Annotated in this window: 20 protein-coding genes, 1 pseudogene and 1 other annotated feature; of the genes and pseudogenes, 3 read left to right on the forward strand and 18 right to left on the reverse strand. The window is 36.2% G+C overall.

Annotation, left to right across the window (positions count from 1 at the left end):
- Positions 1–131 precede the first annotated feature (131 nt).
- The 12 genes from ACTQ54_RS07765 to ACTQ54_RS07820 all read right to left on the reverse strand — a co-directional run bounded on the left by ACTQ54_RS07765 (position 132) and on the right by ACTQ54_RS07820 (position 10,950).
- Complete coding sequence (locus ACTQ54_RS07765; RefSeq protein ID WP_441755684.1) at positions 132–1,163, reverse strand: Gfo/Idh/MocA family protein; 1,032 nt, start codon at positions 1,161–1,163, stop codon at positions 132–134.
- A 103-nt stretch (positions 1,164–1,266) separates the two neighbouring features.
- On the reverse strand, positions 1,267–2,235 hold the full coding sequence (locus ACTQ54_RS07770) for a sugar phosphate isomerase/epimerase family protein (protein ID WP_441755686.1): 969 nt from the start codon (positions 2,233–2,235) through the stop codon (positions 1,267–1,269).
- Between the two features lie 32 nt (positions 2,236–2,267).
- On the reverse strand, positions 2,268–2,978 hold the full coding sequence (locus ACTQ54_RS07775; protein ID WP_441755688.1) for a ThuA domain-containing protein: 711 nt from the start codon (positions 2,976–2,978) through the stop codon (positions 2,268–2,270).
- Entirely contained in the window at positions 2,975–3,727 is a 753-nt protein-coding gene (locus ACTQ54_RS07780) for a sugar phosphate isomerase/epimerase family protein (RefSeq protein ID WP_441755689.1), read from the reverse strand. Before ACTQ54_RS07780 ends, ACTQ54_RS07775 begins: the two co-directional genes overlap by 4 nt.
- The gene (locus ACTQ54_RS07785; protein WP_441755691.1) at positions 3,727–4,818 is read right to left on the reverse strand and encodes a Gfo/Idh/MocA family protein; all 1,092 of its coding nucleotides are present in this window, start codon (positions 4,816–4,818) and stop codon (positions 3,727–3,729) included. Before ACTQ54_RS07785 ends, ACTQ54_RS07780 begins: the two co-directional genes overlap by 1 nt.
- A gap of 252 nt (positions 4,819–5,070) precedes the next feature.
- Positions 5,071–5,958 (reverse strand): AraC family transcriptional regulator, encoded by an 888-nt coding sequence (locus ACTQ54_RS07790; protein WP_441755693.1) that lies wholly within the window; start codon positions 5,956–5,958, stop codon positions 5,071–5,073.
- Positions 5,959–5,995: 37 nt separating this feature from the next.
- Entirely contained in the window at positions 5,996–6,436 is a 441-nt protein-coding gene (locus ACTQ54_RS07795) for a YaiI/YqxD family protein (RefSeq protein ID WP_441755695.1), read from the reverse strand.
- A gap of 152 nt (positions 6,437–6,588) precedes the next feature.
- On the reverse strand, positions 6,589–7,311 hold the full coding sequence (locus ACTQ54_RS07800; RefSeq protein ID WP_441755697.1) for an amino acid ABC transporter ATP-binding protein: 723 nt from the start codon (positions 7,309–7,311) through the stop codon (positions 6,589–6,591).
- Positions 7,304–7,945, reverse strand: coding sequence for an amino acid ABC transporter permease (locus ACTQ54_RS07805; protein WP_441755699.1), 642 nt, complete (start codon positions 7,943–7,945; stop codon positions 7,304–7,306). The genes ACTQ54_RS07800 and ACTQ54_RS07805 overlap by 8 nt, the downstream gene beginning before the upstream one ends.
- 34 nt (positions 7,946–7,979) lie before the next feature.
- A complete protein-coding gene (locus tag ACTQ54_RS07810; RefSeq protein WP_441755701.1) occupies positions 7,980–8,816 on the reverse strand; it encodes a transporter substrate-binding domain-containing protein in 837 nt (278 codons plus the stop codon).
- An 84-nt stretch (positions 8,817–8,900) separates the two neighbouring features.
- Positions 8,901–9,115 (reverse strand) — a binding site (T-box leader).
- Between the two features lie 84 nt (positions 9,116–9,199).
- Entirely contained in the window at positions 9,200–10,018 is an 819-nt protein-coding gene (locus tag ACTQ54_RS07815; protein WP_441755703.1) for an aldo/keto reductase, read from the reverse strand.
- Between the two features lie 80 nt (positions 10,019–10,098).
- Positions 10,099–10,950, reverse strand: a complete 852-nt coding sequence (locus ACTQ54_RS07820; RefSeq protein WP_441755705.1) for a helix-turn-helix domain-containing protein — start codon at positions 10,948–10,950, stop codon at positions 10,099–10,101.
- A 215-nt stretch (positions 10,951–11,165) separates the two neighbouring features.
- On the opposite strand from ACTQ54_RS07820, the gene ACTQ54_RS07825 reads away from it, so the two are divergent.
- Positions 11,166–12,629 (forward strand): FAD-dependent oxidoreductase, encoded by a 1,464-nt coding sequence (locus tag ACTQ54_RS07825; protein ID WP_441755707.1) that lies wholly within the window; start codon positions 11,166–11,168, stop codon positions 12,627–12,629.
- 92 nt (positions 12,630–12,721) lie between these two features.
- Here ACTQ54_RS07825 and ACTQ54_RS07830 read toward each other — a convergent pair whose 3' ends face one another.
- Positions 12,722–15,616: an insulinase family protein gene (locus ACTQ54_RS07830; RefSeq protein WP_441755709.1), complete on the reverse strand. Its 2,895-nt coding sequence runs from the start codon at positions 15,614–15,616 to the stop codon at positions 12,722–12,724.
- Between the two features lie 211 nt (positions 15,617–15,827).
- On the opposite strand from ACTQ54_RS07830, the gene ACTQ54_RS07835 reads away from it, so the two are divergent.
- Together ACTQ54_RS07835 and ACTQ54_RS07840 are read left to right on the forward strand one after the other, a co-directional pair.
- Complete coding sequence (locus ACTQ54_RS07835; protein WP_441755711.1) at positions 15,828–15,992, forward strand: hypothetical protein; 165 nt, start codon at positions 15,828–15,830, stop codon at positions 15,990–15,992.
- Between the two features lie 198 nt (positions 15,993–16,190).
- The gene (locus ACTQ54_RS07840; protein WP_441755713.1) at positions 16,191–16,787 is read left to right on the forward strand and encodes a nitroreductase family protein; all 597 of its coding nucleotides are present in this window, start codon (positions 16,191–16,193) and stop codon (positions 16,785–16,787) included.
- Positions 16,788–16,890: 103 nt separating this feature from the next.
- Here the strand turns inward: ACTQ54_RS07840 and ACTQ54_RS07845 are convergent.
- The 5 genes and pseudogenes from ACTQ54_RS07845 to ACTQ54_RS07865 all read right to left on the reverse strand — a co-directional run bounded on the left by ACTQ54_RS07845 (position 16,891) and on the right by ACTQ54_RS07865 (position 21,684).
- Positions 16,891–17,610: pseudogene (locus ACTQ54_RS07845) on the reverse strand (PrpR N-terminal domain-containing protein).
- Positions 17,611–17,658: 48 nt separating this feature from the next.
- Positions 17,659–18,267, reverse strand: coding sequence for a response regulator transcription factor (locus tag ACTQ54_RS07850; protein ID WP_441755715.1), 609 nt, complete (start codon positions 18,265–18,267; stop codon positions 17,659–17,661).
- Positions 18,268–18,890: 623 nt separating this feature from the next.
- Positions 18,891–20,012, reverse strand: a complete 1,122-nt coding sequence (locus ACTQ54_RS07855; RefSeq protein WP_441755717.1) for a sensor histidine kinase — start codon at positions 20,010–20,012, stop codon at positions 18,891–18,893.
- A gap of 24 nt (positions 20,013–20,036) precedes the next feature.
- Positions 20,037–20,795 carry an ABC transporter permease gene (locus ACTQ54_RS07860; protein ID WP_441755719.1) on the reverse strand — a complete coding sequence of 253 codons (759 nt, stop codon included), beginning with the start codon at positions 20,793–20,795 and terminating at the stop codon, positions 20,037–20,039.
- A complete protein-coding gene (locus tag ACTQ54_RS07865; RefSeq protein ID WP_441755721.1) occupies positions 20,782–21,684 on the reverse strand; it encodes an ABC transporter ATP-binding protein in 903 nt (300 codons plus the stop codon). Before ACTQ54_RS07865 ends, ACTQ54_RS07860 begins: the two co-directional genes overlap by 14 nt.
- Positions 21,685–21,781 lie beyond the last annotated feature (97 nt).

A 21,781-nucleotide genomic window follows, 5' to 3' on the forward strand; every position in this document is an offset into this window, starting at 1 on the left:
AATAAATCTTTCCAATTCTTCCCACGTATGTTTACTATTTGAACGCATAAAAACTCCCCCAAAAGTAGTTTTACTTTTTCAGCGTCTACTTTAGGGGGAGCATATCACATTCAGTGAAGTTCTTTAATTATTTATTTAACAATGTCAGCTTCTTCGAAAATTCGTTCCATTAATAACATTACGTCACGAACTTCTTCATTTTTAACAAATGGTTCTGCGCCTTCACGCACAACACGGAAGAAGTTAAAGTAGAAACTTTCGTTCATCATGTGTGGAGTTGGCAATGGTAATTCTTCTGTCGCTTCTTCTGACGGTGGAGCCATTGTTTTCGTTAAACCAACACCCGCTTGAATTGGAGCCGGCGTTGCAGCATCATTACCTGTCGCAACAATCGCTGTACCACTTAAGTCCCAATCATGGATAATCGCGGTACCTTTAGTACCTTTGACATACCAACGAGGTAACTTCACAAAGTTTGTTGTCCCAACTTCAACAACTGATTTAATTCCATTTTCATGTAGAATAGTCACCGTAAAACCATCATCAACTTCATTACCTAAAACAAAACTTAAATCAGCTGTTAATGATTTAATTGGGCTGCCAACTAGCGTGTGAATTTGATCCAACAAGTGAACGCCCCAGTCTAAGACCATACCGCCACCTTGAGATTTCACATGACGCCAGTCACCAGGAATCCCATTCGCCCCATGAACACGGGATTCAATTTGGAAAATTTCGCCAATTTGCTTGTTATCCCATAATTCACGAATCACTAAGAAGTCAGGATCCCAACGACGGTTTTGGTGAACCATAAAGACACGGTCAGTTTTTTCTGCAACTTTAAGAACTTCATCCAATTCGCTAGAAGACATCATCACTGGTTTTTCACAAATCACATTTTTTCCAGCTTCTAATGATTTAATGGCAATCTCTTTATGCGAATCATTTGGCGTTGCGATTAAAACAACCTCAACATCTTTATCACTTAACACAGCATCTAAATCTTCATACACATTTAAACCATTTTCTTCTGCTACAGCTTGTTGTTTTTTAGCAATATCAAAAATCCCTTTAATATCATAATATTCTTCAGGAATCAATGTACTTGCATGATAAGTCCCCATACCGCCATAACCAACAATTGCTAATCCTAATTTTTCCATTCAACTATCACCCTCCATAAGTCATCATTAAAATTCAAAGTAGAGACAGATGTTAATAAATATCCCTGTCTCTACCTATATTTATTCAAAAACTACAATGGGATTATACCCACCACATTTCTCCTGGTTGATCATTAATCATTACTTGTTTTAAGTTCGTTACGGCACGAGCAAACCCTTCGTCGACTGACATGAGTGGATCTTCATGCTCAATACTTAAAACATAATCATAACCATAGATACGTAAGGCTGAAATCATATCAGACCAAGTTTGTAAATCATGACCACAACCAACAGAACGGAAAGTCCAAGCACGAGTTTGTACATTTCCATATGGTTGCATATCGGTTAAACCATACATATTGATATTATCTTGATCTAAGTAAGTATCTTTGGCGTGGAAATGATGAATCGCATTTTCTTTACCAAGAATTTTAATGGCTGCCACAGGATCAATTCCTTGCCACCATAAGTGACTTGGGTCAAAGTTACATCCAATAGCATCACCTGTTGCATTGCGTAATTTCAACATCGTGTAAGGTGTATGAGCTAAGAAACCACCGTGTAATTCAATCCCGATTTTAACCCCAGCTGCAGTAGCATCTTGGTTGATACCTTTCCAGTAAGGGATTAATTTTTTCTCCCATTGGTATTCATAATTATCACTATACTCCGTTGGCCACGGTAATACTGGCCAGTTCACTTGTGTATCTGTTTCATTACCGCCAGAAACACCTGAGAATCCATTAACAACAGGAACATTCATTAATGACGCTAATTTAATTGTATCACGTAATAATTGATCGGCTTCTGCTGCTTCTTTTGGATTAGGTGAAATAGGATTATTATGCGCACTTAAAGCAGAGATACTTAAACCTTTATCTGCTAATTTTGCTAAATACTCTTTACGCTCTTGCTCACTGTTAAGTAATTTTTGTAAATTTAAGTGAGCATCACCTGGAGAACCACCTGTTCCGATTTCAACCGTTTGTAAGCCAGCTTCTGCTACTTTGTCAATCATTTCTTCAAAACTTAAGTTGTTAAATACTGGTGTAAAAACGCCTAATTTCATTAAATTAACCTCCTATAAGATTTTTGTAGGTATTATTTGTTTTCAAGGGCTTCGTAATGGCCGTAGTAAACACGTTCTTGTTCTGATGGGTTAGCCCAATTGACAGCATTACGAATAACTTTTTGTACCATTGGTTGGAAATAAGTTGGGTAGGTTTCGTGACCAGGTTGGAAATAGAAGATTTTACCTTGACCACGGCGGAACGTACATCCAGAACGGAATACTTCCCCGCCTGGGAACCAGCTAACAAATACTAATTCGTCTGGAGCTGGAATATCAAAGTGCTCGCCATACATTTCTTCCTGTTCAATTTCAAAGTGCTCACCTACACCGGCTGAAATTGGATGCGATGGGTTCACGTTCCAAATACGGGTATGTTTGCCATCTTCACGCCATTTCAAATTACAACTTGTTCCCATTAAACGTTGGAAAATTTTAGAGAAGTGACCTGAATGGAGTACAATCAAGCCCATACCTTCTAGAACTTTTTGTTGCACACGATCAACAATTTCATCCGAAACTTCATCGTGAGCCATGTGTCCCCACCAAAGAAGAACATCGGTATTGTTTAAAACTTCTTCAGTTAAGCCATGCTCTGGCTCATCTAAGGTTGCTGTTTTTACTTCGAAATCATCTTTTAAAAAAGATGCAATTTGTTGGTGAATCCCATCAGGGTAAATAGCCTTTACTTCATCATCTGATTTTTCATGTCTAAATTCATTCCAAACAGTTACACGAATCATTTGGCTACCTCCTCAACAATTTTACGTAAAGTTTTCACATTGGCAGCAGCCGCTTCTAGTGGACTAGCTGTGCGGAAAGCTTCTTGTTCAATGACTAACCATGGGTGCTCTAATTGTGAAGCAACTTTGACATAGTCATTAATTGGTAAACTTCCATGACCAATTTGGATACTTTCTTTATTGATTTCATCAAAGTCTTTAATATGTAACATACCAACACTGTCAGTATGGTTTTTAATCCAGTTAACCGGATCAACATCTGCAAAATTAACCCAATAAGTATCAATTTCTAATAAAATTGATGGTGCTAATTTAGCTGCTAAATCTAAAATTTCATAGCCTTTAGAACTATCTAATTCATGATTGTGATTGTGATAGCCTAAGGTAATGCCTTCTTCATTTAGACGTCTAGCAATCTTTTCCATTTCTTTCCAGAAATTTTCCCATCCGGATAAACTGTCAAAGCTTGCATAAGGAACAATCATAAATTTGTTATTAATCGTTTTAGCAAATTCAATTTCCGCTTCTAAGTTATCTTGTAAAGCTTCAAATGGAGTGTGTGAAGCCGCAACTTCTAAGTTATATTTTTCTAACCAAGATTTTACATCGTCCGCACTATTATCAAAATAACCTGCGAACTCCACTCCATCATAGCCCATTTCTGAAACAGCTTTTAAAGACGCTTCTAGATTTTCTTGAATATGTTCTTTAATACTCCACAACTGTAAAGCAATTTTTGGAATACTCATTATTCTTCTCCTTCTTCATTGAAGAACACAGGTTGACCTGTCTTAGAAGATTTATAAATAGCTTCTAAAATTTCTGTTACAACTAAAGCTTGTTCTGGTAAAACAGTTGGTGTTGTATCGTTTAAAATCGCATCAATCCATTGACGTGCTTCAATTAATTCAGGATCACTTTCTTCTCCATCGTAGAAAGCAACGCCACCAGTTGATAAGTTAACATTTTTCTCATACATTAAACCGTGCTCTTCACCGTTAATGGTTAAGCCGTCGTTCATATCTGCCCCTGCTTTATCACCCATTAAAGTTGTTTTAGCTTCTTTAACATCTAAGGTATTTAAAGCCCAGCTTGATTCTAAGAAAATAGATGCGCCATTTTCCATAACAACATAACCAAAAGCAGAATCTTCAACTGTAAATTTAGCTGGATCCCATGGTCCCCAAGCATTCGCAGCATTTTTGTGTTCTGCTAATTTATGGTAAGCATTCCCTACAACAAATTTAGGTTTGTAGTTATTCATTAACCATAAAGTTAAGTCTAGCGCATGTGTACCGATATCGATTAATGGACCACCACCTTGAGCTTCTTCGTCTAAGAATACACCCCAAGTTGGTACAGCACGACGACGGATTGCATGTGCTTTCGCAAAGTAAATATCTCCTAAACCGCCCTCTTCAACAATTTTATGTAAATGTTGTGAGTCAGTTCTAAAACGGTTTTGGTAACCAATTGTTAATTTTTTACCTGTACGTTTCGCAGCTTCAACCATAGCACGTGCTTGTTCAGCTGTTTTAGCCATTGGTTTTTCACACATAACGTGAGCATCAGCTTCCATTGCTGCAATAGAAAGTTCAGCGTGTGTATCATTTGGTGTACAAACGTGCACAACATCTAATTCCATTGTTTCAAGCATTTCTTTATAATCAGCAAAAACTTGTGAATCTTCTGTACCAAATTCTTTTTTTGCATCAACTGCACGCTCAACGATAATATCACAAAATGCTACAATTTCGACTTCCTCAATTTTTGCTAATGCAGGTAAATGTTTTTTTGTACCAATTCCCCCGCAACCAATAACTCCAACTTTAAGTGTCATAAAAATCCTCCTGTTAACGTTTTCTATCACTTCCTATAATATAGGATTTGCAGACAAATTTCTTCCTAAATTGATTGAAGATATTCCCGAATATTGCCGTCACCAATTCTCATATTTAAATTTTTTATTATTTTTTTCTGAAAGCTCATAACACCAATTAGCAAGCGGTTTTTTTAGCATAAAACAATTTTCAATATAGTGTTATTTATTAGGGAGGGTTGGGTGATTTTATAAAAAAAGCCTAAATTATTCTTAATTTAGGCTCTCTGATTGAATTTTTTTACGGATTCTTTTTTGATATTGCAAAGGCGAGGTCCCCATTTTCTCCTTAAAAACATGATGAAAAGTTTTCACACTCCCAAAGCCAGCGCGTTCTGCCACTTCAACCATCGGCAAATCTTCATTCGCCAAAATAAATATCGCTTGATTCAGTCGATATTCCTGCAAAAACTCAATAAAAGTCATCCCCATATTTTTCTTGAAAAAGCGGGTAAAATAGTAGGGACTAAAACCAACGGCCTCTGCCACATCTTTTAAGGTAATTTGCTCAAAATAATGCTCTTCTATATACTCCACTACCTCATTCACGCGGTCCAATACTTCCTTGGAATGATTAGTTGATTTAGAATATAGCGGCACGGAATCTTGAAGAGGAATTTCATGGTAAAACAAGCCAATGAGTTGATACAAGTTTGCCAACACGATATATCGTTTGCCTTCTAGTTCACTATTAATGGTGTCATGTATTTCATGAACAATGGCTTCAACTTTATTGGCTGTCTCAGTTGGCCAATTCGCACTGTGGCGCTCACCTTGGCTAAAGATTTCTATCAATGAGCGATCGTTTTTTTGCGAAAAACTGCTCTCTCGCAGCATACTTAAATCAAATTGCAGAACAATTCGCTCACTATTGGGAGATGATAAAAAATAATGTGGTTCACCACTTGCGAAAATAATCGTCTCCCCTTCTTGCACCGTGATAACACGATCATTCACCCCAATATTGAGATGCCCTTTATCTGCATGAATAATTTCAATCTCTTTGTGCCAATGGGGATAAACAATGGTCATACCGTCATTGGTGAAGGAACGAATTTGAAAATTCGAATTAAATTCAGGTATTTCTAAATAAATACTCATTGAAAAAACATCATCCTTTCCCTTTATTTGTTTTCATTCATATGCTCTTGATTAACTGTTCCATGGATTGCTTAAATGTTTTACGCTGCTCATCCATATATTTTCCTGCTTGCTTTGTACGTAAACCTTGCTTTCGCATTTGCTGGCTAATATGACGTTGCCATAGAAGTTGATTAATATTATCTTGATCATAAATCATCCCCGTTTGGTTAATCACATACGCTTTGTTAATGACTAATGAAGCTAAGCCATAATCTTGGGTCACCAAAATATCTCCTTCATTTATCAACGAAACAATTTTAAAATCAACCGCATCTGGTCCTTTGTCAACATAAACAAAGCGAACAAATTCAGGATAGATTTTATTGGTATAATGTTCAATAGCTGTTACCATAACAACTTCAAGTTGATATTTACCAGCCAGTTCAACGACTTCATCTTTTACGGGTGAACCATCCGCATCAATAAATATTTTCATATCGACTTTCCATTTCTAACATGTATTTTATCTTCACCTTCTATTATATACAAAATCTGTTAAGAAAATACTGACATTAGCAATAAATTCTAATATCAATCAAAAAAACACCCAACCACAGTCACAAACTGTCATTGGGTGTTTTCAGATACTTATAACACTTTTGATAAGAAGAGTTTTGTTCTTTCTTCCTTTGGATGATTCAATAATTCATGTGGCGGAGCGGTTTCTACCAATTGGCCTGCATCCATAAACACAATACGTGAGGCTACTTCACGGGCAAAGCCCAACTCATGTGTCACAACAACCATAGTCATACCTTCTTTAGCTAACTGCTTCATTACCGCTAAAACTTCTGAAACCATTTCAGGATCCAAAGCAGATGTCGGCTCATCAAACAACATCACATCTGGTTGCATTGCTAATGCTCTAGCAATAGCCACTCTTTGTTTTTGTCCCCCTGATAAGGAAGAAGGATACACATTGATTTTATCACTTAAGCCCATTTTAGCTAATAAATCTTCCGCTAATGACTTGGTTGCGACTGAGTCTAAGCCTTTTAAATGCATCGGACCAAAAGTGATATTTTCTAATACGGTCAGATGAGGAAACAAATTAAAGTTTTGAAAAACCATCCCCATGCGCTGACGGACACTTTCTAAATTTGTATCAGGCGCCGTTATATCCATTCCTTTAAAATAAATATTTCCTGATGTTGGAACTTCTAATAAATTTAAACAACGTAGTAAAGTCGACTTACCCGATCCAGAAGGACCAATGATAACTAATACTTCACCTTCGACTACTTCTTTATTAATATTCGTTAAAACTTCCTTATCACCAAATGATTTATATAAATTTTCAACTTTAATCACTTGCTTTTAACCTCATTTCTAAACGTCCTACCCCAAATGCAATCACTGAGGTTAAAATAAAATAAATTATCGCTGCCATAAACAATGGAGGGAAAATTTGAAAGGTTGCTCCTCTTACAATATCCGAAGCAAGCATAATATCACGAATGCCCAAATATGACACAATCGAAGTTTCTTTGATTAAAGCAGCAAATTCATTACCAATCGCAGGCAGGATATTTTTAATGGCTTGTGGGAAAATAATTTTCCGCATAGCCAATTGACGTGACATACCGATTGCCATAGACGCTTCCATCTGTCCTTTATCCACTGATTGAATCCCACTTCTAATGATTTCCGCTACATAAGCTGTTGCGTTAAATCCGACTGCAATCACGCCTGACGTAAAACTTGATAAACTCAAAGACGTTAAGCCAAAGTAAATAATAAACAATTGGACTAAAAGTGGTGTGCCACGGACAATTTGAATATAAGCTTTCGTTAAAAAATTTAACCATTTATTTTGCGAAAGCCGTCCGAGTGCCAGTAAAGATCCAAAAGCCAAACCAATTAAGACCGCAAAAAATGAAATTAATACAGTATTAACCGTCCCTTCTAGAAATACCGGCCAATATTCAATCAGTAAATCAATCAATGTCTAAACTCCCTTTCAAATTCCTCAAAAATTTCTATTCCACTGAGCCAGCCATTAAGTCAATATTTTTAATAAATAACTCCTCAAGTTGGCCAGATTCTTCTAATTCTGCAATAACGGCTTGGATTTCTTCCAAGAAAGCTTCATTACCTTTTGCAATAGCAATCGCAGTTCCATCTTCTTCGTGTGGTACTTTTAAATTAGCAATAGCGATATTTGGATTAACGGACGCAAATTGTTCCGCCACAATTTGATCAATAATTATCGCATCCAAACGATTGGTCATCATCGCAGCGATCAAAGCATCGTTTTTTGGCATTGAAGTAATAGCTGCTTCCGTCATGGCTTCAGTTACAAAAGATTCTTGAGCCGTTCCTTTTTGAACCCCGATTTTTAAATTAGCTAATTGTTCAAACTCAGTATACTCGTCTACTTTGCTAGCTGGTACTAAGGCCACAAAGCCTGTTTCATGGTAAATATCACTAAAATCAACTTCTTTTTGTCTTTCTTCCGTTGGATTCATACCAGCCATGATCATATCCACACGACCTGTTTTAACAGCCGCTACTAAACTATCAAAGTTCATGTCTTCCACAACTAATTCAACACCTAAAGAATCCGCAATCGCTTGTGCGATATCCACATCAAAACCAACAATTGTATCTTTTCCATTTTCTAATAAATGCCACTCAAATGGAGGAAAGTCAGCTGACGTACCCAAAACTAATTTGCCATCGGCCTTAATTTTATTTAAAACAGGACTGTCACTTTCTTGAGCTTGAATTGTTGCGAATGAAGTTGTATTCAATAATCCAATGGCTAAGCTTGCTAACATAATTGTCTTAATCGTTGCTAAAAAGTATTTTTTCATTTGTAAAACCCCTTAATATTTATTTTCATCGAATCAACCATGAGCTGAGAATAAAAAAATCCCGTCTCTCTCCCTAAAATAGGTAAAAGAGACGGGATTCCCGCGGTACCACTCTACTTGACGGGGACACTTGTCCCGATCCGCTCATTTTTTAACGCATAGAACTGCGAAAGTGGATACTTTATTCTCCACTTTGTCTCAAGAGTGCGCTTCAAATAATAACTAAACGATGAGCTTCCACTCTGTCTCATCTCGCTGTGATTAGGTAATTATTCTACTCTCTCTATCAATGACGTAAGTTGATTTAAATGTTAAAGTGATTATACGAGCAATATTATTGAATGTCAACTACATTTTTTAACTTTCTCATATATTTTTAATTTTTATAAGCTATCGAGATAAGCCATGTCTTCTGCTTCAATCGTGAAGTCCAGATCGGCATTTTGTAAAATATACTCTTCGTGCACGGATTTAGGTAATGGTAAAATATCTTTTTCTAATAAATAACGGATACTGATTTGAGGGATAGATTTCCCATATTTATTAGCGATTTTTTCAATTTCTTCATTTCCTAATAAGCGACCTGTGGCGATTGGCGAATAACCTTCAAGTAAAATATTATGTTGTTGACAAAAAGCTAACAATTCTTCATCAGTTTTACCAATGTGATAAATTACTTGGTTTACATGTGGCGCAACTTGAGTTGTTTCCATTAAGTGTTCTAAGTCATCAATACTAAAGTTCGATACCCCAATTGATTTCAATTGACCAGCTTCAAAGGCTTCAACCATTGCACGCCATACATCGGCATTTTCATCGTAATAATGATTTTGAATCGGACGTTCCGACATCACATTCCATGGACGGGGTGCATGAATTAACATTAAATCAATATAATCCACATCAATTTCACGCAGTGATTGTTCAATTTTCTCTTTAGCTTCTTCATAGGTTTTCACTTCCCCAGGGATCTTAGTCGTAATAAAGACTTCTTCACGATTAACACCACTATCTTTTAAAGCTTCTCCTACACTTTGTTGATTTTGATAACTCACAGCTGTATCAATATGACGGTAGCCATTTTCTAAAGCGAACTTAGTACTTTTGTAGGCTTCCTCTGGTGACATTTGCCAAGTCCCTAAACCAACTTTAGGAATTCCAATACCATTTGATAAAGTAAATGTTTCTGTTAATAGACGCATTTTCTTCCCTCCAATAATTAATAGTTATATTATACACTTATTTGCTCAGAGCATAAATTAATTAGTCTTAGCAGTGATATTTATTCAAGAGGTTCTTTTGGGGTTTGTCCTCTCCTTTCATAGTAGACGAGTCCAGCTCCAATCGCAGCAAAAATTACAATCGTAAAGATATTCCAAAATGTAAAAAATGGCGTTTCGATGTTCATTCTCAAAATCAAATTAATGACGGTGGATAAAGCTACTGCCCCAAATGCAGCCACCATCCCAATGCGGATCCACGTGAAGTCTAAATAACGGTAAGCGATATAAATCCCCCATAAATAAATATAAGCAGCAACGGCAACGGGGATGGCTATTCGTATTAAGATACCATCTAAACGTAGGACTTTATCTAATAAATATAAATACGGAATGGTGAGAATGGATAATGTTACCATGCTTGTTAAGACCGGTTGGTTTTTTACAAGAAAAATTGGGATGATGGATCCCCAGGCAAAACCAACAGAAATTAATACAATGGCCGACCAAGTAAGATGTCCAATGGTTAAAAAGTCGATTAGGACGCTTGCTAATACGACGACGAGTAAAATCAGTGACACTAAGGATAGGGATTTTTTACGTGAGAGGTCAACTTGTTCGATTGAACTCGTGGTTGCATATTCAAAAAACAGTGGATCAGTTATAACACGTTCAGCTGTTTCAGATTGATTAGAACCATTAATAATATCTTCCGCCGAAACATTATATAAATTAGCTAGGGGTTGCAGGATCGTCACTTGTGGTAAGTGCACGCCATTTTCCCATTGGTGAACAACCCGTTCGGTTAACCCCAGCGCTTCAGACACATCTTTTTCCGATAAATTCTTTTCAAGCCGTAAAGAACGAAGGTATGTTCCGATTTGTTGATGTTGCTTCTTTTTTTTCAGTTTCATAAAAACCCTCCACTTTCACTTAGAATTTGTTTGCGATTACATTCGGTTAAAAAAACGATTATATTGCAATTTAATTATAGCACCTTTAAGGAGATTTGTAATATTTGAGTGTGGGGTAGATATTTCATTATTATTAAACTAGCTTATCGTATAAATAACCTTTATAATAATGTTATGGATTTCACATGTTTTTATTAAGAGAAAGGATTGGTTCAATGAAAATCGTTATTATCGGTGCTTCGTTTGCTGGTGTGAGCGCAGCGATTGAAGCGCGAAACTTATATCCAGAAGCTGAGATAACGCTAATCGAAGCTCAAGACAAAATTGGCTATATTCCGAGTGGCTTAAATATGCTTTTAAATGGTGATTTACCCAGTTTAGATGAATCATTTTTTATGAGTGAAGAATTTTTATATGAACAAGATATTCAACTCCAGCTAGGAACTCGAGTTATTAGTGTTTTTACTCATGAGAAAAAGTTAGTTACAGCCCATATGCGCTACCAACGATCCGTTAATTATGATGTTTTAATTCTAGCGATGGGTTCAAGGCAAGCCGACCAATTATCATGTACACTCAACAGCACACAAATTATTACGACTAAAGACTATGTAAGTTCTGCCCATGCGCGTCGTGTTGTTGAATCTGCGCAAAATCTTGCCATTATTGGTGGTGGACAAATTGCCGTTGAAACCACAGATGCTTTAGTTGGCGTTAACAAGCAAGTAACCATTATCGAAATGCGTGACCAGTTATTACATAACTATTTTGATGCCGATTTTGTCCAAGATATCCAAAGCATCATCGAGTTTACAGGCACCGAGATTTATTTAGACGAAGAAGTTCAAGCGATTGAAGCAAACCCATTGAAAGTCACGACTGATAAGCAGGAATTTTTTCCGGATGCGATTTTACTTGCAACAAGTCTAATCCCTAATTCGGAATTAGTAAAAGATATCGTTGAATTAAACGAAGATGGTACGATTAAAGTTGATGCGTACTTAGAAACTTCCGTTGAAGGGATTTTCGCAGTTGGAGATTTGATTCAAACACCTTTTAGCAAAGGAGACCATACAGAATTTGTTGCTTTGATTAATAACGCTGTGCGTTCAGGTCAAATTGCGGCATTTAATCTACAAGAAAAAAATGTGAAGCAATCACATTCAGTCCGCGTTATGGGAACTCAAGTATTTAATCATTATATATCCAGTGTAGGCTATACTTTCCAGCAAGCTAAAGAGCGGTTTAATCCTGTGGAAATCACTGTTCAAGTGCCCTACACTTTGGACGACGAGACTCCCGTCATTTTAAAAATGATCGTTGAAAAAGACTCTGGACTTATTTTAGGTGCACAATTCCGTTCACGCGCCAATATCCTAGCTTACACTAACTTGATGGCGCTAGCTATTCAAGATGGGCTAACCGACTTGGACTTAGCTTTTAGAGACCGACTTTACTACCCACGCGACATTTCATTGAATACAGTCATTTATGATGCTGCCTTGGCATGTTACCGAAAGCGCCTTTTCCCACATTTATTCCCTGAAACCTTGGATACACAAGAAGAAATCATTGAAGAGACCATAAAAACAGCCTTCAATGCTAAAAATCATATGGAAAAAAGCACCGTTCAAATGATCTCCACCGTTTCAGACTTTAAACTCCCTAAAAATAAATAACGCTGCAAAAACAAACAAGCATAAGAAACTCGAAAATAGAGATTCTTATGCTTGTTTTATTTGTATAAAAACACTAAATCGACTGACTAAGCTTAATTCAATTCGTAAACCACATCGAAGCGGTCAGATTCAGCATCAATTTGAGCTTTATTTCCAATCACCGCAATTGTACTGTCTTCTAAAACAGCTTGGTAATCAGATGCTTTCGCATTAATTTCCTCCATTGAAGTAGCAATAACTTCTTCTTTCAAACGTTGTAAGTCTTCAATCGTTTGACCTGTCATCTCTCTTAAGAATGCGATATAACCTTTGTCATAAGCAGACAGAGGTTGATCGAGCTCGTTAATCGTTCCGATAACGATTTTAGTCAACTCATGGTCCGTTAAATCGATATTCGATAGGAAATCAGGTGTTTTTAAGAAACTATCGATTGTTTTACCAATATTTGGATCACGATAGGAACTCAGACTAAAATTACCTGTTCGCGATAAACTATGTTGCGCCCCGTATGCCCCACCCATTACACGAATGGTATTCCATAAATAATCGTAGCGTAATAATGTTGTGATGACATTGGTTGAACCTTCATAAGCTATCCGACCGTCAGTCTTCGCAGCTAATCCAACATAGTTCACATCTTGCGCAGTTGTAAATGCTTCTTTTTGTTTTGTTCCTGGTTTATAGGCAACTTTTTGGGCTAACTCAACATGTTCTAAACCGTTAAAAGCTTCTACAAGCAAGCCTTTATTGACTTGGTAACGTTCCTTCGAGCCAATCATCAACACATTAAAGCGTTCAGCGTTTGCTAATGACGCAAGATTTTGCTTCAATTCCCCAATAAATACCTCTGCTTTGTCTTCACGCATCCATTGACGGACTTGTTTCAAGTAGTTATAGTAATCAATTCCTGAGGTTTGCTCACTTAATTTAACTGTTGCTGATAACTGACTTAAAGCACGTTGGCTCGCTAGTGCATGAGAAGAACGCTCTATTCTACGTTGGAAACCTGCAATATAGCTTTGAACCAACTTCAAGATTTCATTTTCATCATCTAATTTTGTATTCCATAAAATTTCTGACATTAATTCAATCAATTTTTCAAATGAATTTTCTAGCGCTTTTCCTTTTAGGACAAAGAATGGTTTTACTTCCCCATCTTTTGTTTCAAAAATAGATACATGTCCATTTATACCACCTGTATGCGTATCAATTTCTGTTTGTAGTTCTGCAGCAGAGTAGTTTTCTGTATCCAAATTACCTAACAAATGACTCAACACAGATAAGTTCGCAAACGATTCAGCTGGCAAATCTGATAGATCCAAATAATAATTTAAATAATCAATTCCAGACGTAAACTCATCCGCATGATAGAAGGTTATTCCACCCTCTTTTTCAACTGAAGCAATTGGTTGCTGGTGAACTTCAGCAGAGAGATCTTTTCGTGTTAAAGTTGGTATTTTAGCTAAATTCTCAGCCGTATCCGGTGTTTCTTGGCGTTTAATTAATGTTTGTGTATCTTTAACTAAATTAAGCAAATCTTTTTCACTCAAAGTATTTTTATATGATTGTAATTTAGCATTTAATTCACTTTCTAAACGGTCGTTTTTACCTGGCTCTGCCGATAATGCAATACTAATTCGGTAATCATTATTGATTAATTTTTCTTCAATTAATTTTTCAAAATAGCCATTTACAGCTAACGAACGTATTTTTTCAATGCGGTCGGAAAAATCGATTAATGAATAAGGAGATAAGCCATATGACCAAGTAGAAAATGCTTTAATCGCATTAATTACACCACGTGGTTCACTCTCTGTAATGGTACTTTCACGTAATTCAAAAGCAACTGAATTTAATGAAGCTTCAATTAACTCTTTTGGGATACCATTTTTTACTAAGTCACTTAAAGTTGATACCACAACTTCTTTAAAGTCATTCAAGCGATCCACATTGGTATTTTTTGCATTCATCACAAAAGCATTCGGATATCCAATTTCTGAAAAACCACCTGAAATAGCTTCACCAATTTCTGCTTCTAATAAGGCTTTCTTCAATGGCGCTTGATTGTTCCCAAATAAGATTTCAGATAAAACTTCCAGACCAAAATTATCTAAATCATCTTCAACGGTTGTCACATGCCATGCTAAAGATAAATAATCTTTACCGCTAGGATCATCTCCATCAGCAATCGAATAAGTGTCATTTATTTCGGTCACTTCAGGTTTTTTAATCTCGATCTTTAATGAAATTTCTTCTGAAGCCTTTTCTTTCTTATCAAAATATTCAGCTAAAGCATTGAATGCTAAATCTTGATTGAAGTCTCCGTAAAATACAGTTAATGAATTGCTTGGATGGTAGTATTTATTATGAAATTCAATAAATTCTTCTTGAGTTAATGTAGGTATTGCAGAAGGTAGACCACCAGATTCATTTTCATAAAAACTATCACGGTATAATTGCTGTTTCATATGGTTAAAGACAGCACGTTCAGGTGAACCCATTGCACCTTTCATTTCATTATAGACAACCCCTTTATAAATCAAGTCGTCTTCAATATGCTCTAAGTGATAATGCCATCCTTCTTGAGCTAAAATTTGTGGATTTTCCAGTAAATTCGGCTGGAAAACAGCATCTAAATAAACACTGACTAAATTTTGAAAATCAGTATGATTTGTTGAAGCCACTGGATACATGGTTTGATCGGGATAAGTCATCGCGTTCGCAAAGGTATTTAATGAGCCTTTAATCACTTCCACAAAAGGTTCTTTGCTGGGATATTTATTTGAACCGTTCAAGACTGAATGTTCAATAATATGGGCAATCCCGTTATCATTGTAAGGTGGTGTTCTAAAAGCGATTGTAAAAGCCTTATTAGGATCGTCATTTTCAATAAATAAAACTTTCGCCCCAGTTTCTAAATGCTCATATATTTCGCCATTTGACTGAATATCTTTAAATTCATGTGTATCAATTAATTTGAAAGTCATAATTTCCTCCTTATTTTAGCTACAATATAGATATTCTATCATAGTTTACAAATTAAAGATAAAACAAAAGACATTAAAACTAATTAGAACTTTTCAAATAATTATCAATTTTTTCTCACGGTCCCATATACAGATTCTTACCGTATTTTCAAGACATAAAAGGGCTTACATGTTATATTTTATATGTAAGATAAATAAAGGGGGTATTAGCATGGTAGCTGTAGAAATCTTATCAAAACCATCAAATATAAATGAAAATGCGCAAACTGCAATTATTGAAAACTGGCATGGTCTTTACCGTCGTGACTCTCGTTTCCTATATACTGAAGCCACTTTGATTATACCGAAGAAAAATACTAAATCGAATAAGAAATAGATTATCGTTGCTCCTTTTATCCCAAACAAATTAACACACTTCCTGCCAATCACGTATGTGATTGGTTTTTTGTTATATAGTTTTATTATGAAAGCGAATTATTATCATTTATTTCGAATTTGAACTTTACTTACATTCAAACCTTCATTATAATTTAAAAGTACGCTATTATTATTATTTTTCTAAAGGAGATTATCAATGAAAAAATTTATTGATGTTGTTAAAAATCGTCGTTCAATCTATGCAATCGGTAAAGAAAGCGAATATTCGATTGAACAAATCGTTGAAAGACTTCGTGAAGTACAAAATCACGTGCCAACAGCTTTTAACTCACAAACTTCACGTTTAGTGGTTTTATCTGGTGAAGCAAATGAGAAATTCTGGGAATTAATTTATACCGTTCAAAAAGATGTACTCAGCCAAGATATGTGGGATTATATGTCACCAGTTATCGTTGGTGCTAAAGAAGGTCTTGGTACGGTATTATTCTTTGAAGATCGTGAAGCTGTTGCGACAATGCCAACTCAAGGTCAACGTACTGAAGCTTACAAACAAAATAACTCAGCTAATGCTCAATACGCTACTTGGTTAGCGCTAGCAGAAATGAACTTAGGTGGATCACTACAACACTTTAACATTGGTTACGAACAAGGATTTGATAGTGCTGTTCGTGAAATGTTTGACTTACCGAATTCATTTGAAATGATTGCTCAAATTCCATTCGGATCAATCGTTCAACCTGCAGCTGAAAAAGAAGTCATTGCAGGTGAAGAAAAAGTTCGTTTAATTAAATAATTTATTTATTCTAACCGCTGAATAGTGTTTTGCACTATTTGGCGTTTTTTGATAAAAAAAATGAGTCACTTTATTATTGAGTGACTCACTTTTTATATTTATTTTATTTTTTTTCGACTACTTTTGAATTGTTGTTCATCTCATTTCGTTTTTTTTCTTCATTACGCTTTGCAATGTAGTTAGTTAATATCGGTGTACAAAGGATAAAATCTTGGTTGATACTTTTAAAAGTTTTTGCAAATACGGATTCTTGTGTTTTATTATTTGATAGATATTGCCACAATTGAATTGCCCTCTCCACAGCTTGATACACTGTCTCTTCTCCAGATTGTAGCAATATAGTATTAAAATCAAAATCCAAAGCAATTTTATTCGTAATCACATCTCCTATAATATACTGATAGCCTTATTCCTTTAAATTTTTTAGTAATAACTGGACTTCTTCTTTGCTATCAATCATAAATAGATCTATATCCCAGTCTAATAAATCAATGATTGCTTTAGCACCTTTAATAATATTCGAAAAACCTATTAGTGTTGTCTTTTGTTTACGGTCTTGAGCAATGGACATGGATTGTATAAAATCAAAACTTGATAATCCCATATCGATGACAGGAATTGAAACGACTTTTTCAATTTGTTGAGCTGTCCTTCCACGGCTAATTACGATATCATATCCTGCTTTTTCAGCTTCAACACCTATTTTAGCTCCTTGTTCTAAGTCACCAACTGCATAATCAATATGAAGTTGCGGAAATTTTTTGATTGTTTGTTTAATGGGTACTTCCATGGCGGAATAAGGTGCAATAATATATAGTTTCATCGTCTTACCTACTTTATCTCAATGTTACACTTATTGTATCAAAATTATTCAGTTTAACCACTGATGACTTTTCGCAATATTCACCGCATCAATTCTAGACTGCGCTCCCGTCTTACTCAATATGGACGAGATATAATTTCTAACAGTACCAGCCGTTAAAAATAATTTTTCTGAAATGGCTTGGGTACTTAAACCATTCGCTATTTCTTCCAACACGGTAATTTCCCGTTCAGTCAGTGGATTAACTTCTGGTCGCAACATATGCCGAACCAATTCAGCCGCATAAATCGTATCCCCTTCAAAAATATTGTGAGTCGATTGAATAAGCCGATCCGTCGGATTGTCTTTAAGTAGATAGCCATCTACTTCAACTTTAACAGCCCGTTCAAAATATTCCTGCCTAGCAAAGGTCGTTAAAATAATTATTTTACCCTCGAATTGAATACTACGTAAACCTTCAGCAATTTCGATACCCGTCATGCCTGGCATTTCAATATCCAAGATAACCAGATCGGGTTTTAATAGTTTGATTTGTTGAAAAGCTGTCTCACCATCTAAGGCTGAACCAATCACTTCTAAATCATCTTCTAAATTTAAAATGGATGTTAAAGCAGTGTTTAACATTTCCTGATCTTCAGCAATGAATATTTTTATCATTGTAAAAACTCCTAAAAGATATTTATTTTAATCACATCCAGATTAAAGTGTATTTTTATCTAGTTGTGTCATCATATGTGCCACTTAGGCCAATGTCTATTAAATATAAGTGGGGCCTCATTTCTCACTAAGGATATTTTCTATCAAAAGTGGCTCAGTTTTCAATTGTCATAGTGGCTCAGTTTTAAGTTAACATCTACACCCTTGCCCGATTGACTCTATTCGGGCACCGAGGCTTTTCCCCGTGACCGATTAGCTCTATTCGGACACTGTGATTTTTCCACATGACCGATTAGCCCTATTCGGGCACCGAGATTTTTCCACATGACCGATTAGCTCCATTCGGGCACTGAGGGGTAAAGCGAAAGTGACAGGACATCCCCTCAATTTCCACTTACGAATAAATCTTAATCAGACATACTAACACTCCTAATATGTCTATTTCTATCATAATCAGACATACTAACGCCTGCAATATGTCTAATTAGGTGAGCAGGAAACGAAAAGCCGTCCCGTAACTTCCCACTCACCCAAGGTGCTCTCCCCATGGCTAATCTAACAGATATAACTAAAAGCTGTCACTGCCTTATACTACCTACTTACATAAATATGTATTCTTCGTTTTAATCATTTCTAGTAATTGGCAACTGAATCGTAATCGTAGTTCCATGGTGCCTGGATAAAATAAATTCACCACTGGCGGAACGCACACGATTTTCAATCCCATGTATACCAAAACCTTGATGCCTTTGATTTTTCAAACCGACACCATTATCTTGTAGCATAAATTGATAGTAACTAGAAAACTTCTCGAAACGATAGGTCGCTTTACTTGCTTGACTGTGACGGATAATATTTGTGGTCCCCTCTTTAATAACAGCCGCAATAATATATTGTATCTCAATCGGCCAATTGACTGATTCTGCTTCACCATTAATGACAATCGCAATGTCCTTCGCCTTCAACACATGCGAGGCTTCAATTAAAGCCGTCGCAATCGTCCGTTCATTTAAATTAGCTATAATTTCACGAACTAGATTCAAATTTGCACGGGACATTTCGGCAATATCCTTAAGCTCTTGCATTGCAGCTTCGGGTTGCTTATCAACCAACTTCGCTGCAAGTTCAGCTTTTACGGCCATCGTTGAATAAGACTGACCCATCGTATCGTGCAAATCCTGTGCAATCCGATCACGCTCACCTTGCTTAATAATCGTCATTAACCGCTTATTATCTGCATCCAATTGTTCGACACGCATCTGCTCATTATAAATCGTCCGCGCCATAATCGGTGAAAAGTACACAAAAGCCAGACCTATAACAATCGTAAGCCAAATATCAGCGATTTCATTTAAATTCGTTATAAGTGAAATAGCGGAACTGACCGTAACCAGCACATAATAGATCGTCAAATATTGCAGAAAAGTCTTTTTACTTATCGTCCAAAAACTAAACAACCAAGCCGGATAAATGAACAAACTAGCATAGCCATTGTATATCGTAAAGGCACACCCTATCGCCAATAGACTATAAAACGTTACTTTCGTTTGTCTTTCTTCATAAAACCCTAATAAATACCACCGAATAAATAACGCCAATAAAACCAACATCAACCAATCTAAAGGTTTTGCAAAAGGATACATCGCCATTAACAGAGGAATTAAGTAAATTAGAAAAACAAACGGGATAAGCCCTACATTTTGACCAAACTCACTATTTTTAAACCGTCTATATAGATTCAGCATGTGTCACCTCAATTCCTACTCACACTATATTAACTGTGCTTCTTTTTTCAAGACTAATTGTAACACAAAGACGATGGCAGCAAGTACTATAGTCCAAATTAGTACACCTAATAACATATCCCAAGCAATAACTTGTTCATGAATCCATTGTCGATTCATTTGCGCAATATGATACGATAACAAACCTCGTCCAAAAGTTTGTAAAATGCCAGGCATAAATTCAAGCGGCCACCACAAGCCCCCTAAAATAGCTAAGGGAAAAGTGATAATATTCCCAATGATATTCACTGCCGTAGGTGAACCACCATAGGATACTAAAACCCCAATTAAGCCAAAAGGCAACATCCCAATCAAATTGATCAATAGCGTCCCCAGCCATTGGGCTGGTGTTAAACTAACTTGATTAACCATCAAAGCCGTGATTCCCAATAACAACATCAGAATCAAAATGAATGGAATATACACCAAGATAACACTGACCGTATATTGCCACTTTGGAGTCGGACTCAGCTCAACAAACAAATCAAAATGATTCATATGATCGACCAATAAAGCATTAGCCACCGTAAGAATCGACGTCATTAACACACCGTAAACCAACATCGAAATCAGATAATCCTTCTGCCATACCACTAACAGCTCCGCCGGCATCGGCGTCGTAAAAACACTTGAATATAAAACATAGAAAAATATCGGAAAAATCAAAGTAAATATCACTGACCGTTTATTCCGCAGTAAGAGTCGCTTGATATTTATTTGAAGTTGAACTTTAAAGGGGTTCATAATGATCATCCTTTCGACTGAAATGTCTGAATAAAATTTCTAACGGTGTTTGTTGAATTTGTAGGTCTTGAATATCATCTAAAAGAGGCACGAGCTGCTTCACCACTTGATTCACTTCTTGGGTGATAATGGTGTAGTAGTTAGCTTGTTGATACAGCTGCACTACAGGTTGAATGCTTTGGAAATGATCAATCGGTAATGAACTTCTAAATTCTAGTGTCCCTTCACCTTGAATTTTTCTTAAATCATTCATACTGCCATCGAATGCAATCAGACCGTCTTGAAGAATCAAAATTCGTGTCGCAATATCTTCTAAATCGGCTAGCTGATGGCTAGTGATGATGATGGTTTTGCCACTATCCTTCAAGTTCGCAATTGTTTGCCACAAGCGATATCTCGCCCGACTATCCATATTGGCCGTCGGTTCATCTAAAAAGATAATATCGGGATTGCCAACTAAAGCTAACGCAAAACTTAGCCGTCTTTGTTGCCCACCTGAAAGCTTAGACATCCGTAAGTTTTCTTGTTCTGATAGTTGGGCAATTTCCATTATTTCTTTATAGCTGAGAGGGTTTTTATAATAGCTCCGACTTAACTCAATGACTTCCTTGACGCTTAAACGAGCAATAATAATATTATTTTGCAACATTATACCTGTCCGGTTTTTCTCGTCACGCTTGTTATATTGATTATTAAATAACTCAACTTTCCCATTACTTGGTGTGATGATGTCGTTAATAATGTTGATTAAAGTAGATTTCCCTGCCCCATTCTCACCTAAAAGAGCAATAATTTCTCCTTCATTGACTTCAAAATCTACCCCTTTAAGGACTGCTTTCTTTTTAAAGGACTTTTCAATATTTTGAACTTTTATCATCGCTTGACTCATTTTTATCACTCCTTTAGCTATATTCTATATCTATTGAGAGCGTTCAAACAGACACAACTAACATGACTTTATATGATAAATGTCATGGGTGGCAACT

It is taken from the genome of Fundicoccus sp. Sow4_H7, assembly GCF_052115865.1.
GTDB lineage: Bacteria > Bacillota > Bacilli > Lactobacillales > Aerococcaceae > Fundicoccus_A.

What these genes read in the sequence shown, in the direction of transcription:
- ACTQ54_RS07765 (WP_441755684.1), bottom strand. Translation starts at nt 1,163, where the DNA reads ATGGAAAAATTAGGATTAGCAATTGTTGGTTATGGCGGTATGGGGACT.
- ACTQ54_RS07770 (WP_441755686.1), bottom strand. Translation starts at nt 2,235, where the DNA reads ATGAAATTAGGCGTTTTTACACCAGTATTTAACAACTTAAGTTTTGAA.
- ACTQ54_RS07775 (WP_441755688.1), bottom strand. Translation starts at nt 2,978, where the DNA reads ATGATTCGTGTAACTGTTTGGAATGAATTTAGACATGAAAAATCAGAT.
- ACTQ54_RS07780 (WP_441755689.1), bottom strand. Translation starts at nt 3,727, where the DNA reads ATGAGTATTCCAAAAATTGCTTTACAGTTGTGGAGTATTAAAGAACAT.
- ACTQ54_RS07785 (WP_441755691.1), bottom strand. Translation starts at nt 4,818, where the DNA reads ATGACACTTAAAGTTGGAGTTATTGGTTGCGGGGGAATTGGTACAAAA.
- ACTQ54_RS07790 (WP_441755693.1), bottom strand. Translation starts at nt 5,958, where the DNA reads ATGAGTATTTATTTAGAAATACCTGAATTTAATTCGAATTTTCAAATT.
- ACTQ54_RS07795 (WP_441755695.1), bottom strand. Translation starts at nt 6,436, where the DNA reads ATGAAAATATTTATTGATGCGGATGGTTCACCCGTAAAAGATGAAGTC.
- ACTQ54_RS07810 (WP_441755701.1), bottom strand. Translation starts at nt 8,816, where the DNA reads ATGAAAAAATACTTTTTAGCAACGATTAAGACAATTATGTTAGCAAGC.
- ACTQ54_RS07815 (WP_441755703.1), bottom strand. Translation starts at nt 10,018, where the DNA reads ATGCGTCTATTAACAGAAACATTTACTTTATCAAATGGTATTGGAATT.
- ACTQ54_RS07820 (WP_441755705.1), bottom strand. Translation starts at nt 10,950, where the DNA reads ATGAAACTGAAAAAAAAGAAGCAACATCAACAAATCGGAACATACCTT.
- ACTQ54_RS07825 (WP_441755707.1), top strand. Translation starts at nt 11,166, where the DNA reads ATGAAAATCGTTATTATCGGTGCTTCGTTTGCTGGTGTGAGCGCAGCG.
- ACTQ54_RS07830 (WP_441755709.1), bottom strand. Translation starts at nt 15,616, where the DNA reads ATGACTTTCAAATTAATTGATACACATGAATTTAAAGATATTCAGTCA.
- ACTQ54_RS07835 (WP_441755711.1), top strand. Translation starts at nt 15,828, where the DNA reads ATGGTAGCTGTAGAAATCTTATCAAAACCATCAAATATAAATGAAAAT.
- ACTQ54_RS07840 (WP_441755713.1), top strand. Translation starts at nt 16,191, where the DNA reads ATGAAAAAATTTATTGATGTTGTTAAAAATCGTCGTTCAATCTATGCA.
- ACTQ54_RS07850 (WP_441755715.1), bottom strand. Translation starts at nt 18,267, where the DNA reads ATGATAAAAATATTCATTGCTGAAGATCAGGAAATGTTAAACACTGCT.
- ACTQ54_RS07855 (WP_441755717.1), bottom strand. Translation starts at nt 20,012, where the DNA reads ATGCTGAATCTATATAGACGGTTTAAAAATAGTGAGTTTGGTCAAAAT.
- ACTQ54_RS07860 (WP_441755719.1), bottom strand. Translation starts at nt 20,795, where the DNA reads ATGAACCCCTTTAAAGTTCAACTTCAAATAAATATCAAGCGACTCTTA.
- ACTQ54_RS07865 (WP_441755721.1), bottom strand. Translation starts at nt 21,684, where the DNA reads ATGAGTCAAGCGATGATAAAAGTTCAAAATATTGAAAAGTCCTTTAAA.